Genomic DNA, 13,617 nt, shown 5'->3' on the forward strand with positions numbered 1-13,617 from the left:
TCGCGGGACGAGCCCGCCAACTCACGGAATCGACGATAGCAGCCGGTCGTGATCAGGCAAGCGACGGTCTCGCCGCCATCTGGGCCGAGCGCTCGAGCCGGGCGATGCCGCGATAGGCGGTGACCAGCGCGGCGATGCCGAACAGGACCGCACCCAGAGCCGCGCCGGCGAGCGCGCCCTTGGGGCCGGCATATTGTGCGCCGAGCCAGGCGAGCGGCACCGTGCCGAGCGTGGCGCGGCCCCAGCTGAACAGGGTCGAGTAGAACGGCATGCCGAGATTGTTGAAGGCCGAGTTGGCGACGAACAGAGCGCCGACGAAGAGCCACATCGGCCCGGCGATCAGGCCGAAGAAGGCGACGAGCTCGGCCGTCTCGCCGCTGGTGCCGAACAGGGCGCTGATCTGGTGACGCAGCAGCGCCAGCAGCAGGCCGGCGACCGCAACATAGGCCGCCGCGAAGCTGACGGAATCGGTCAGCGCCTGGCGCATGCGGTCATAGCGTTGAGCACCCCAGTTCTGCGCCAGGATCGGCCCGACCGCGCCAGACAGCGCAAACAGCACACCGAAGGCGACCGGGACCAGCCGGTCGATGATCGCGCTTGCCGCGATGACCTGGTCGCCGAAGCGGGCGATGATGCCGAAGAAGCAGGCATTGGCGATCGGATTGGCGAGATTGGTCATGATCGCCGGGGCCGCGATCGCGAAAGTCGGCCTGACGTCGCGGCGCAGCGCCGCCAGCGTCGGTCGGGCGACCATCCGGTGCACGCGAAGCGCGCCATGGAAGCCGACGGCGAGGAAGACGACGCGCGAGAACACGGTCGCCCAGGCGGCGCCATTCGGGCCGAGCCCGAGGCCGAAGATCAGGAGCGGGTCGAGTGCTGCGGTGACGATGCCGCCGGCGAGGGTGACATACATCGCCCGCTTGGCGTCGCCGACGGCGCGCAGGACACCGGACAGGCCCATGCCGAGCGCCATCAGCGCATTCGAGGGCAGGGTGATCCACAGGAAGGAGGTCGCGACGGCGAGCGACTCGCCATGCGCGCCGAGCTTGGGCAGCAGCCAGGGCAGCAATGGCAGCATGACGAAGCTGAGCCCCAGTCCCGCTATTGCCATCACCGTGAGTGTGGAGCCGGCCATCCGCCGGGCGCCCTCGCGGTCGCCGGCACCGAGCGCGCGCGCTGTCAGCGCCGTTACCGCGATCATCAGGCCGACATTGAAGGAGATCATCAGGTAGAGCACGATCGTCGCGTAGCCGACGCCCGCCGTCGCCTCGGGCCGGCCGAGGCGCGAGACGTAGAGCAGCGACAGGAAATCGACGACGAAGATCGCGATCAGGCCGACCGAGGCGGTCGCCGTCATCACCGCGACATGGCGCAGGGTCGAGCCGCTGACGAAGACGGCCTGCGAGGGGAGCGTTGGTGCGTTCACTCTGCCGGTTCCCCGACTCCGCCGACCGCAACCTCGGCGCCGCCATCCTCGATGACGTCCTGCGTCTCCTTGGTGAGCGCCTTCGACTTGCCCTTCGGCGCGACGATGGGCTCGGGCGTGACGCGCGGCACCTTCTCGAGGCCGGCGGCGACGCCCTCGCTGAACTGGATCTCCATGCGCTGCGCATCGCGGTCGCGCACATGCTCGATCACGAAGCTCGCTTCCTCATAGCTCAGGCCGAGGGCTTCCAGCGTCACCCGGCCGAAGCCGAGCGCCGATTCGAAGGTCTCGCGCATCTGGTAGTCGACATCGAGGCGCATCAGATCCATCGCATGGACGCGGTCATAGGCGCGGGCATGGATGCGCACGGCCGGGAATTCGACCTTGGCCATCTCGACGATGCGCAGCGCCGCCTGCCGGTCGTCGATGCAGATGCACACGACTTTCGCCTTGCCGGCGCCGGCGGCACGCAGCACGTCGAGCCTGGTGCCGTCGCCGTAGTAGATCTTGAAGCCGAACTTGGCGGCCGAGCGGATCCGCTCGATGTCGGAATCGATGATGGTGACGTCGAGATGCTGCAGCAGCAGCGCCTGCGTCACCACCTGGCCGAAGCGGCCGAAACCAATGACCAGCACCGAAGGCGTCACCCCGTCGAAGGTCTCCTCGATTTCCTCGGGCGGCGGTGCGTTGGCGGCGAGCCAGATGTCGATCAGCTTGGCGGCGATCGGGCCGATCAGCATGCTGAGCGCGGCGATCGCCGTCGCCAGCGCGCCCTGCCTTTCGTCGAGCAGGCCGAGCGAGGCGGCGAGCGGCAGCAGTACGAAGGCGAATTCCCCGGCCGGCGAGAGCAGGGCGCCGGCCCGGATCGCTTCGCTCGTCGAGGAGCAGGAGGCGCGCAGGATCGCAGCAGCCGCCGCGATCTTGAACAGCACCAGCAGCGGCGCTGCCAGCGCCAGCAGCAGCGCGTTCTCGGCAATGAGCTTGAGGTCGATCGACATGCCGACCGCCATGAAGAACAGGCCGAGCAGCACGCCGCGGAAGGGTTCGATATCGGCCTCGAGCTCGTGCCGGAAATGCGAATCCGCCAGCAGCACGCCGGCGAGGAAGGCGCCCATCGCCATGGAAAGTCCGACCTGCTCCATCAGCAGGGCGGCGCCAAGCACGACGAGGAGCGCGGCCGCCGTCATCACCTCCTTGGCGCCGGATTTGGCGAGCAGGCGGAAGAAGGGATTGAGCGCATAGCGGCCGGCGAGGACCACGACGGCGATGGCGAGCAGGGCCAGGCCAAGCCCCGTCAGCGCCTTGGTCGAGCCGCCGCCATGGGCGGCGCCGGTCGTCGCCAGCAGCGGCAGAAGGGCCAGCGCCGGAGCGATCGAGATGTCCTGGAACAGCAGGATCGAGAAGGTGCGTCGGCCATAGGGCTCGGCGCCGTCGCCGCGTTCCTCCAGCAATTGCAGGGCGATCGAGGTCGCCGACAATGCAAGCGCGAGCCCGATCGCGATTGCGCCGCCCATGGCGACACCGAACTGCCAGGCGGCCGCGCCGATCGCCAGTGCGCTCAGCGCCATCTGGGTCAGGCCGGCGCCCAGGATGTCCTTGCGCATCGAATAGAGCCGCGCTGGCTGCAATTCGAGCCCGACCAGGAAGAGCAGCAGCACGACGCCGATCTCGGCCGTGCCGCGGATCGCGTCGGGATCCTTGATCACCGCGAGCGCCGAGGGACCGATCGCAATGCCGGCGGCGAGATAGCCCAGCACTGCCGACAACCCGAAGCGGCGGAACAAGGGCACCGCCACCACCGCACCCGCACAGAAGGTCAGGATCGGCGGCAGATAGCTGGCATGCGAGGCGGCGTCGGCCATGCGGGAACTCGGGCTGAAGGCGAAGGGCTGGCCGCGCGGAGGCAATGGCCGATTGCGAGCAATGTAGGGCCTGCCGCGGCATCCTGCGAGAGGCGGTGTTGCATGGGCGGCGATGCGCTGCGGCGCCAGGCTTTCTTGACATCGAAGCCGCCAGACCGAAAGAAGGCGCGATCTCCTTGGAACCAGCGCGCCAGTGACCGCCAAGCCGCCGCTCGACATTCTGCTCTGTGCCCCGCGCGGCTTCTGCGCCGGCGTGGTCAGGGCGATCGACGCCGTCGAGAAGGCGCTGGCACTGCATGGCGCACCGGTCTTCGTGCGCCACGAAATCGTGCACAACAAATACGTGGTCGAATCGCTGAAGCGGAAGGGCGCGGTCTTCGTCGCCGAGCTTTCCGAGGTCCCGGATGCGACACGGCCGGTGATCTTCTCCGCCCATGGCGTCCCGAAATCGGTGCCGGCGGAGGCGCATGCCCGCAACTTCTTCGCGATCGACGCGACCTGCCCGCTGGTCACCAAGGTGCATCGCGAGGCCGAGGTCCATCGCAAGCGCGGCCGGCATATCCTCCTCGTCGGCCATGCCGGCCATCCCGAGGTGATCGGCACGATGGGGCAATTGCCGGAGGGCGCGATCACCTTGATCGAGACGCTCGACGATGTCGCGACGCTCGCTCCGCCGGAGGGCAGGGAGCTCGCCTATGTCACGCAGACCACGCTCTCGGTCGACGACACCCGCGAGATCGTGCAGGCGCTGCAGGCGCGCTTTCCGGCGCTGATCGCCCCGCACAAGGAAGACATCTGCTACGCCACCACCAACCGCCAGGAGGCGGTCAAGCGCGTAGCCCCGCTGGTCGATGGTCTGATCGTGGTCGGCTCGCCCAATTCCTCGAACTCGCAGCGCCTGCGCGAGGTCGCCGAGCGGGCCGGTTGCCCGGTCTCGCGCCTCGTCCTGCGCACCGACGAGATCGACTGGTCGCTCTTCAGCAATCTGCGTCGCCTCGGCATCACCGCCGGCGCCAGCGCGCCCGAGGTGCTGGTCGAGGAGATCATCGACGCCTTCGCCGAGCGTTACGAGGTCACGGTCGAGACGGTCTCGACCGCCGATGAGAGCGTCTTCTTCCCGCTGCCGCGCGAACTGCGCGAGCCGACCCCGACCGCAGCCGAGTAAAGAACGCGTGGCCGTCTATACCGAAGTGCCCGATGACGAGATGGCTGCCTTCGTGGCGAGCTATGGCATCGGCGATCTGCTCGCGGTGAAGGGTATCGCCGAGGGCGTCTCGAACTCCAATTTCCTGCTCCACACCAGCAAGGCCTTTTACATCCTGACGCTGTACGAGGAGCGGGTCGATCTCGCCGATCTGCCCTTCTTCATCGGCCTGATGGAGCATCTGGCGGCGCGCGGCCTGATCTGTCCGCAGCCCGTCAAGGCGCTGAACGGCTCGGCCGTTGGCCGCCTGGCCGGCCGCCCGGCCGCGATCGTGACCTTCCTGGACGGGCTGTCGGTGCGGCGTCCGAACGCGACGCATTGTTCTGAGCTCGGTCGCGGGCTGGCGCTGCTGCACCAGGCCGGCGCTGATTTTCCGATGGAACGGGCCAACTCGCTGTCGGTCCCCGACTGGCGGCCGCTGGCCGAACGGGCCGGCGCCGCCGCCGACACTGTCTCGCCGGGGCTCGCCAACCGCATCATGGCCGAGATCGACATCCATGAACGCTCATGGCCGAAGGATTTGCCGCGCGGCGTGATCCATGCCGACCTGTTCCCGAACAATGTCTTCTTCATCAAGGACAGGCTGTCGGGGCTGATCGACTTCTATTTCGCCTGCACCGACGCCTTCGCCTACGATCTTGCCATCTGCCTGAACTCCTGGTGCTTCGAGGCCGATGCCTCGTTCAACCTGACCAAGGGCCAGGCGCTGCTGGCCGGCTATGAGAGCGTGCGCCGGCTCGAGGAGGCGGAAGTCGCGGCACTGCCGGCGCTCTGCCGCGGCTCGGCGCTGCGCTTCCTGCTGACGCGGCTGGTCGACTGGCTGAACGTCCCGCCGGGTGCGTTCGTCAAACCGCTCGATCCGCTCGAATACGACCGCAAGCTCGCTTTCCACCAGCGGGTCTCGGACAGCAGAGAATACGGATTGAGGCGATGAGCGACATCGTAGAAGTGTGGACGGACGGTGCCTGCTCGGGCAATCCGGGACCTGGCGGCTGGGGCGCGATCCTCGGCTTCAAGGGCAAGGAGCGCGAGCTCTCCGGTGGCGAGGCGATGACCACCAACAACCGCATGGAGCTGATGGGCGCGATCGCGGCGCTGGAGACGCTGACCCGGCCCTGCACCGTCGCGCTCCACACCGACAGCCAGTATCTGCGCCAGGGCATCACCAGCTGGATCCATGGCTGGAAGAAGAACGGCTGGAAGACCGCCGATCGCAAGCCGGTCAAGAATGAGGAGCTCTGGAAGCGCCTCGACGCCGCGCTGAAGCAGCACAAGATCGAGTGGAAATGGGTCAAGGGCCATGCCGGCGACGAGATGAACGAGCGCGCCGACGCACTGGCGCGGGCCGGCATGGCGCCGTTCAAGCCGGGGCGGTGAGTGGGCGGCGGGCTGCTATCTCAACGGCAGCCGTGGGTGGGGGAGGAGAAGTTGGTCAGACGAGCTAAGCACGCCCCGATTGCGCCCTTTGCGGTCGTTGGGCCAAGCGCGGAAAGCGGGCATTCGGACACCCCTCCCCCTGCGGCCGCGCGGGTGACCTACGTGCCGCGCGACGACAACGGGATCTCGCGCTTCGGCGACTGGCTGCGATTCCAACACTAATTGGGCGATTTACGTGGAAATCCGGCTGGTCAAGCAAAGACGTTCTCGGCATCGGTTAGCTCTTTCACTCTGAAGCCGTACAGCTCGCAAACTGAGCGTCAGCGAGTGTGTCGTAAAGCTCGACGATCCGATCATGGATCTCGACGTCCCTAAGCTGCTTCCAGTTGATCCTTCGGATGGGCATCTGGCTGACGGCATTGTCGAAATACTCCCGAATGCCGTTGCTCTTGAGCTTCCCGATGCCCTTGAAGCGGAGGTTCAGGAGCCGAGCGTTCAGGACCGCGCAGATGTACTTGAGGTCCTCCTTCTGGTTGGTCGGGAAAATCACGGTCGTGTCCGTCAGCCCGACGAAGCTGAAGTCCTCGTCGATCGCGAACCGGTTCTCTTTGGCGAGATAGGGGCAGACAATCCGGGGGCCGCCGTACAGCTCCTTCTGCAGCGGCCAGGTCCATCTCCACCACTCGCAGTTCCCCCGTATGAAGGCGGCCCGCTTCTCGAGTTCATCCCGCTCGCTCTCGAGGTACCGCCTCACGCCGGCCGGCAGCGACGAAAACTTCGGAACATCCTCAAGGTAGAGCATTAGCTCGTCGCGATCGAGGATGTGGAAGCGCTGGATGTCCGTGTTCCGCACGCGATGGCGGACTTGGGCAGGCAGAGCGCCCATGGCGTGGATGGCGGCCCGCGTCTTTCCGCCGAAGACAGAGTTCAGTCCGGTCTGCATTCCCTGTCCGAGCTTGCACAGGCGGGAGAGCGGTTGGCCGGCCTTGTCGATCCGGGCGAACACGGCGGAGATGTCCGTGTTTGATAACCTCCAAGGTGTCGAGGAGAGACTCGTGCGGGGAACGGCGAAGCGGGCCAGCTTGTCGCTGTCGGCCAGGAACTTCTCCGTCTGGTCTATCGGCGCGATCGATCCCGAAACCTTGACGACTCGTGTCTGTCTCGGCCGATCCCTCTTGGAAAGGAGGACCATCGCGGTCGCGATACCGACACCGTCGAAGACGGGGAAGTTCTGGAAGTCGAAGATCTCGACGACGCCCGAGTTCGCCGACAGGTACGACCGGACCTTCTCGGCCTTTACCGCCTCGAGGAACGCCCGAGAGACGATGAATCCGACAATGCCCTGCGTGATCTCCACGCCCTTTGCCAGGAAGTAGTAGTAGATGTCCGTCTTGTCGGTATGGATCTTCGGATAGATGGACTTTAGGGCGCTCGTCTTGTGGTCGCCGGCGCCCCAGGTCTTGTCGATGCTGAAGTAGGGGGATTACCGACGACCGCGTCGAAGCCGCCTGACCTAAATGCGTCCAGGAACCGGCTCTTCCAATCGAAGGTGTTGACGGTGTAGCGGGTTTCGGGATCGAGCATATCGGCGGGATAGAGCGCCTTGTACTCGTCCCCAATGAGGGAGTTCCCGCACTGGATGTTGTTGCCAAGATCCGGCAGCACGCGGTCCTTGAAGAGGTCCATCTGCTTAGCGATCGCGTCGGAGTTCTCGCCCTCAAGCACCTTCAAGAGAAGAGAGAGCTTCGTTACCTCGACGGCCTGGGAGTCGATGTCTACGCCGTAGACGTGGTCCAACAGGATCCGCTTGCGCTCGGCGATCCTGAGCTTCCAGCTGCCCGCGCTCTTATAGATCGTCGCATCCTTGCCCTTGGAGTAGGTCTTCTCGGCGGCGACGTATTGGGCGAGGTACCAGTCCAACAGTTTCTGGTAGACTTCGATGAGGAACGAACCTGATCCGCATGCGGGATCGACAACGCGGTAGGGCGCCGAGGCTCTCTTCCCCTTGCGGGAAATGTCGGTCACCTGGGAGGCGGCGAGGTCGGCGCCGACGGTAGCGTTGACGAGGTACCTGACGATGTAAGACGGCGTGTAGAAGACGCCGCCGGAGCCTTCTTAACCTCTGGCTTCACCTCGATTTCGGCGACGCCCGCCTTAAGAGTGATCACCTTTCCGAGGAAGCGTTCGTAGACTTGGCCGAGGACGTCGGCCGGCATTTCCGAGAACTCGTAGGGACTGTCCGGATAGTACAGGCCGTCTATGATCGGCTTGAGCACCCCGTCCGAGATCTTGAGGGCCGGAGCGACCTCGTCGACTTCGCTGTCCTTCGCATGCTGCTTGATGAGGTGGAACAGGCCGGAGTTGTATCGGCGATCGGCGTCCATGAAAGATTCGACAAGGCGCTTGTAGATATGCGCCTTCGAGGCGGCGTCCTTCAGCCGCCCATACTTCTCGATGCCGCGATCCTCGGCGATACGGAGGAACACGATGCGGTCGATCAGGACCTGGACGGCCTGGTTGAGAGCGCGGATGTCGAGCCCGCGGTTTTTCGACGCGATGTCGATTGCGAGTGCGCTTCTCCAGGACTCGATATCTTCGAGGAACTCGTTGTCGATCGTGGTGGTGCCGCGCCGTGTCCCGGCTCCGGCGGCGAACTTGCCAAAATTTCCCTTCTGGATCCCGTCCGGAGAGAGCAGCTCGCAAATTTCGCCCCATTTCGTCTCGTAGTCCGCGTAGCCGTAGAACTTTGCGCGAGCCTTCTTCGCGGAGTCCGTGTTTGCCGGCTTGGCGGCCGCATCGTAGATCGCGAGGTTCTCGAAGTTCGTCAGGACGCAGAGGCTGAGCTTCGCGCTCCAAGCGTAGCGCCGGATCTGGAAGGCGGCCGCGCCATCGTTGGCGATATTGACCGAAGGCTTTTTGGCTTCGAGCTGGAACTTGCGGATGCCGCCGATGCGGAACGCGTAGTCCGGCGCCTTGGACTTGCCTTCGACGCGGACGCGATCCTCGTGGAGCACCTCCTTGTACTCGTCGGAATAACCCTTCAAGTTAGCCATGTCCCAACCAATAAGCTTGAACAGCGGATCGATCAGCTCGATGCGAGCTTGCGTCTCGTTAAAGGCGTTCTTCCTGAAGTCGTCGCGGTTCGCGGCATAGCGTGCAACGAGATCTGATAGCTCTTTTGGCGCGGGCAACTGCTTCTCCCATGGCGACTGACTGTCGCGATCGTATACGGGAGCGTCAATGAGTGGCGAGGAGGATGCTGCATAAATTGGTGTTTTCACGTGTGCCGTCCGAACTGTTATTCGAGGCGCCGGCGGATCGCAGGATTAGCCCTCGTCGTCGAACAAGGTCTCCGGTGCCGACTGCGTTGCCCGGATCACGCCGTAGACCGTGGACCGACCTTTCTCTTTCAGAGCCCCCATCTCGTAAGCCAATTTGCCTGTAGGCCAGCGCGCGAAACAGACTACCCAAAAGCAAGACGTCCAGAGGGCCTTTCAATGGGCCATTTTCGCCCTTCACGGCCACGCTTCGACAGGTCCGAAATGGGTCGAAAGCGGAACCATCAGACCGGTATCCCGTTCTCTCCGACGCCAAAGCGCCGCGCCCTCAGCGCCAGCCGAGCCCGGGCGCGACATGCTTCAGGATCGCCTCGATGACATGGGCGTTGTAGTCGACCCCGAGCTGGTTCGGCACCGTCAGCAACAGCGTGTCCGCCTCGGCGATCGCCTCGTCCCTGGCCAGCTCGTCGATGAGCTTGTCGGGTTCGGCTGCGTAGCTGCGCCCGAAGATCGCGCGCGTGTTGTCGTCGATGTAGCCGATCGAATCGTCGCCTTGGTTGCCATGGCCGAAATAGGCGCGGTCGCGGTCGTCGACCAGGGCGAAGATGCTGCGGCTGACCGAGACGCGCGGTTCGCGCGCATGGCCGGCCTCCTTCCAGGCCTGCCTATAGAGGCGGATCTGCTTGGCCTGCTGGATGTGGAAGGGCTCGCCGCTCTCGTCGGTCTTCAGCGTCGAGCTCTGCAGGTTCATGCCGGCCTTCGCCGCCCAGACGGCGGTGGCGTCGGAGGAGGCGCCCCACCAGATGCGTTCGCGCAGGCCCTCCGAATGCGGCTCCAGCCGCAGCAGGCCGGGCGGGTTGGGAAACATCGGGCGCGGATTGGGACGCGCGAAGCCCTCGCCGCGCAGCATGTCGAGGAAGACCTCGGTGTGGCGGCGCGCCATGTCGGCATCGCTCTGCCCCTCAGCCGGCTGGTAGCCGAAATGGCGCCAGCCATCGATGACCTGCTCTGGCGAGCCGCGGCTGATGCCGAGCTGCAGGCGCCCGCGGGCGATGAGGTCGGCCGAGCCAGCGTCCTCCGCCATGTAGAGCGGGTTCTCATAGCGCATGTCGATCACGGCGGTGCCGATCTCGATGCGGCTGGTCCGGACGCCGACCGCAGCCAGCAACGGGAAGGGCGAGGCGAGCTGCCGGGCAAAGTGGTGCACCCTGAAATAGGCGCCGTCAGCCCCCAGTTCTTCGGCCGCAACGGCAAGCTCGATCGACTGCAGCAGCGTGTCGCCTGCCGAGCGCGTCTGCGACTGCGGCGAGGGCGACCAGTGCCCGAAGGACAGGAAGCCGATCTTCTTCATGGTGCTGCGCCTGTGAATGACCGCGAGCGCGGAGCTGTTCCGCGACAGGAAAACGCCCGGGCGGCCGCTGCCGTCGGGCGTATGTGTTCCTCATATAGGCGGCATCCACGACATTGCCCTGGCGTTCATGCACGGACGCCAATGTCGCGATGCAAGCTTGGCGGGAGCAGTACGGCGCGCCGGTTCAGCCCAGCGACTGGCGATAGACGATGAAGCCCGATTTCTGCGCGACCTTGTCGTAGAGTTCCTGCGCCTGCAGGTTGCTCTCATGCGTCTGCCAGTAGACGCGGAAGAGGCCTTTCGCCTCGGCCATCTGCCTGACAGCCTCGATCAGCTTGCGGCCGACGCCGTGGCCGCGCGCCTCCTCGCTGGTGAACAGGTCCTGCAGGTAGCAGATCTCGTTCTGGCTCCAGGTCGTGCGGTGCAGAACGTAGTTGACGATGCCGAGCGCCTTGCCGTCGCGCTCGGCGATGAAGCCGCCCATTGGCTCCTGGCCGTTCGTCAATCGCGTGAAGGTGGTGTCCGTCGTCTCCGGCGTCAGCGACGATTTGTAGAAGGTGATGTAGCCCAGCCAGAGCGGTTCCCAGGCGGCGCGGTCGCTCGCCACGAGCGGACGGATGCTGATCTCTGACATGGGCTTGGCGTCTCCTCGCTGTTGCGGGGAGGCTAGCGGCGGTCTTCGGCGCTGTCTCATGACAAGCGCAGATCGGATCGATCGGATTCGGTGCTGGGATTGGCTCGGCGTCATGCTCGGGCTTGACCCGAGCATCGCAGGCCGGAGGAGGCGCCAGCAAGCGCCTTCTCGTCATGAGATTCTCGGATCTACGCTGCGCTTCGTCCGAGAATGACGGGCTCGGCTCAGAGCTGGCTCAGCAGCGCCTCGGCGCCGGAGAGGTCGGCCTTGCCCGGCGCGTCCTCGACATTGAGTGTGGTCACGACGCCGTCCTCGACGATCATCGAATAGCGCTGCGAGCGGGTGCCGAGGCCGAAGCCCGAGCCGTCCATCGACAGGCCGATCTCCTTGGCGAAGTCGGCATTGCCGTCGGAGAGGAAGGTGATCACGCCGACGCCGCCGGTTGCCTTCGACCAGGCATCCATGACGAAGACGTCGTTGACGCCGGTGACGAAGATCTCTTCGACGCCCTTGGCCTTGATCTCGGCCGCCTTGTTCACAAAGCCGGGCAGATGGTTTTTGTGGCAGGTCGGCGTGAAGGCGCCCGGCACTGCGAAGAGCACGATCTTGCGGCCCTTGAACAGGTCGTCCGTGGTCTTGGCGGCCGGCCCGTCGGCCGTCATCACGCGAAACGTCGCCTGCGGAAGCTTGTCACCGACCTTGATCGCCATCGCCATGTCTCCTGCTGCGGCGTCGCGCCGCCCGGGCGCAGGGTTACGGCTTCGCGTTGCCGATGTCGAGTTCGAGCCGCGTCTCCACCGCCTGCGGTTTTCCGCGCACGGTGATGATCAGCGGCGTCGGACCGGTCGCCCCCTTCGGGCGCTCGACGATCTTGAGTTTTGCGGCGACCGTGCCGTCGGGCTGCTGCGTCAGTATAGGCCGGCCGAACGACCACATCCCGGCGCCCTCGACGAAGACATCCTCCACCGAACCGCCCTCGGGCGCCTTCAGCAGCAGCTTCACCGCGGCGTCGCTATGCGTGACCTCCAGGATCGAAAGGCGATCGCTGGCCTCGCCGACCTTGATCGCATGCGGGATCATTGCTTCGAACTGCTCCAGCCGCGGCGAGGCCACCGACGTGACGCCCGGCTCGAGCCACAGGCGCGCCTCGCCCTTGGCGGGCACGCAGATCTTGTCGCAGACTGCATAGTCGAGCTTCAGCACGACCGTGACCGGGCGCGCCGGGTCGATCGGCTGGACCGAGACCGGCACTACCACCTGGCCGACATAGCCGATGCCGGAGCCGGCGCCGTCCTCGAAGCGCTCGGGGGTCGGCCAGCGGACATCGAGCCCGCCGACATTCTCAGATCCGCTCCAGTCGAAGATCGGTGGTACGCCGGCGTCGCCGGGGCTGCGCCAATAGGTCTTGAAGCCAGGCGACATCGTGATCTCGACGCCGATGCGCTGCTTGCCCGAAGGCGCGGTCGCGCCCGCGATCAGGCGCACTGACGAATATGCGGCCTTGGACCATGGCGAAGCCGCGCCTTCCTGCGCGGAAGCCGGCGCGCCGAGCGCAAGCGCGGCCAGGAGAGTGAGGGCTGTGACCGTTTTCACGCGCTTGATTTAGGCGATCCCGTCCAACTTTGCGAGGATGATACCGATGCTGTGATCCCGTATCGGGACATGTTCAAGCATCGCCAGTTTTGCGCCAGCATTACGGCGAGTACGATCGGGGCGTTTCAGGGCACGTTCGCGCTACGCCGGAAGGCGGGGATCGCTACCGAGCCAAAGTGATTCCCACATCAGACCAACATGCTCTACCATGGCGAACATGAATCTCGGCTCGAACCAGCGCGTCAGCGGACGCAGCTATCTCGACGGGCAATGCCTGATCGCCATGCCGGGCATGAGCGATCAGCGCTTCGCCCGCAGCGTCGTCTATCTCTGCGCCCACTCCGAGGATGGCGCGATGGGCATCATCGTCAACAAGCCCGCCCCCGATACGCGCTTTCCCGAGCTGCTCGTCCAGCTCGACGTGATCCCGCCCGACCAGGCGATTCGCCTGCCGAGCCAGGCCGAGAAGGTGAAGGTCCTGCGCGGTGGGCCGGTCGAGACCAAGCGGGGCTTCGTCCTGCACAGCGCCGACTTCTTCCTGGAATCGGCAACGCTGCCGATCGATGACGGCATCTGCCTGACTGCGACGCTCGACATCCTGCGCGCCATCGCTGTCGGCACCGGGCCGGAGAGTGCGGTTCTGGCGCTCGGCTATGCCGGCTGGGGGGCCGGGCAGCTCGAATCCGAAATCCAGTCCAATGGCTGGCTGCATTGCCCGGCCGACCAGGCGCTGCTCTTCGACGATGCGCTCGACACCAAATACACCCGCGCGCTCGGCAAGCTCGGCATCGACCCGGCCTTCCTGTCGAAAGACGCCGGGCACGCCTGAAGAGCGTCATGCTCGGGCTCGGCTCGAGCATCTCAGGCCGGAAGAGGCTCCAACCGGAGCCTG

The 13,617-nt window shown here is 65.5% G+C and carries 12 protein-coding genes and 1 pseudogene; 4 read left to right on the top strand and 9 right to left on the bottom strand.

Annotated elements, in window-relative coordinates:
* Positions 1-52 precede the first annotated feature (52 nt).
* Both QO058_RS22860 and QO058_RS22865 read right to left on the bottom strand, forming a co-directional pair.
* Positions 53-1,426: an MATE family efflux transporter gene (locus QO058_RS22860; RefSeq protein ID WP_284168514.1), complete on the bottom strand. Its 1,374-nt coding sequence runs from the start codon at positions 1,424-1,426 to the stop codon at positions 53-55.
* The gene (locus QO058_RS22865; RefSeq protein WP_284168515.1) at positions 1,423-3,288 is read right to left on the bottom strand and encodes a monovalent cation:proton antiporter-2 (CPA2) family protein; all 1,866 of its coding nucleotides are present in this window, start codon (positions 3,286-3,288) and stop codon (positions 1,423-1,425) included. Before QO058_RS22865 ends, QO058_RS22860 begins: the two co-directional genes overlap by 4 nt.
* Before the next feature lie 193 nt (positions 3,289-3,481).
* Between QO058_RS22865 and ispH the strand changes: the two genes are divergently transcribed.
* Genes ispH through rnhA form a run of 3 tightly spaced genes read left to right on the top strand, consistent with a single transcriptional unit; the run spans position 3,482 to position 5,869 of the window.
* Positions 3,482-4,453, top strand: a complete 972-nt coding sequence (gene ispH / locus QO058_RS22870; protein WP_284168516.1) for a 4-hydroxy-3-methylbut-2-enyl diphosphate reductase — start codon at positions 3,482-3,484, stop codon at positions 4,451-4,453.
* Positions 4,454-4,460: 7 nt separating this feature from the next.
* Positions 4,461-5,426, top strand: a complete 966-nt coding sequence (locus QO058_RS22875; protein WP_284168517.1) for a homoserine kinase — start codon at positions 4,461-4,463, stop codon at positions 5,424-5,426.
* Positions 5,423-5,869, top strand: a complete 447-nt coding sequence (gene rnhA / locus QO058_RS22880) for a ribonuclease HI (RefSeq protein WP_284168518.1) — start codon at positions 5,423-5,425, stop codon at positions 5,867-5,869. The genes QO058_RS22875 and rnhA overlap by 4 nt, the downstream gene beginning before the upstream one ends.
* Positions 5,870-6,155: 286 nt before the next feature.
* On the opposite strand, the gene QO058_RS22885 is transcribed toward rnhA, so the two are convergent.
* The 7 genes and pseudogenes from QO058_RS22885 to QO058_RS22915 form a co-directional block, all read right to left on the bottom strand.
* On the bottom strand, positions 6,156-7,061 hold the full coding sequence (locus QO058_RS22885) for a TaqI-like C-terminal specificity domain-containing protein (RefSeq protein ID WP_432212079.1): 906 nt from the start codon (positions 7,059-7,061) through the stop codon (positions 6,156-6,158).
* 84 nt (positions 7,062-7,145) lie between these two features.
* Positions 7,146-7,948 (bottom strand): annotated as a pseudogene (locus QO058_RS22890) (Eco57I restriction-modification methylase domain-containing protein); the annotation flags it as partial.
* Positions 7,891-9,150 (bottom strand): type I restriction enzyme HsdR N-terminal domain-containing protein, encoded by a 1,260-nt coding sequence (locus QO058_RS22895; protein ID WP_284168519.1) that lies wholly within the window; start codon positions 9,148-9,150, stop codon positions 7,891-7,893. The gene QO058_RS22895 and the pseudogene QO058_RS22890, both read right to left, overlap by 58 nt.
* Positions 9,151-9,475: 325 nt before the next feature.
* Positions 9,476-10,498, bottom strand: coding sequence for an LLM class flavin-dependent oxidoreductase (locus QO058_RS22900; RefSeq protein ID WP_284168520.1), 1,023 nt, complete (start codon positions 10,496-10,498; stop codon positions 9,476-9,478).
* 184 nt (positions 10,499-10,682) lie between these two features.
* Positions 10,683-11,132 (bottom strand): GNAT family N-acetyltransferase, encoded by a 450-nt coding sequence (locus QO058_RS22905; protein ID WP_284168521.1) that lies wholly within the window; start codon positions 11,130-11,132, stop codon positions 10,683-10,685.
* A 224-nt stretch (positions 11,133-11,356) separates the two neighbouring features.
* Positions 11,357-11,842 (bottom strand): peroxiredoxin, encoded by a 486-nt coding sequence (locus tag QO058_RS22910; RefSeq protein WP_284168522.1) that lies wholly within the window; start codon positions 11,840-11,842, stop codon positions 11,357-11,359.
* 43 nt (positions 11,843-11,885) lie between these two features.
* Positions 11,886-12,617, bottom strand: a complete 732-nt coding sequence (locus QO058_RS22915; protein WP_284168523.1) for a protein-disulfide reductase DsbD domain-containing protein — start codon at positions 12,615-12,617, stop codon at positions 11,886-11,888.
* A gap of 316 nt (positions 12,618-12,933) precedes the next feature.
* Between QO058_RS22915 and QO058_RS22920 the strand changes: the two genes are divergently transcribed.
* On the top strand, positions 12,934-13,554 hold the full coding sequence (locus QO058_RS22920) for a YqgE/AlgH family protein (RefSeq protein ID WP_284168524.1): 621 nt from the start codon (positions 12,934-12,936) through the stop codon (positions 13,552-13,554).
* The last annotated feature ends 63 nt before the right edge of the window (positions 13,555-13,617 follow it).

This window comes from Bosea vestrisii (genome assembly GCF_030144325.1).
GTDB lineage: Bacteria > Pseudomonadota > Alphaproteobacteria > Rhizobiales > Beijerinckiaceae > Allobosea > Allobosea vestrisii_A.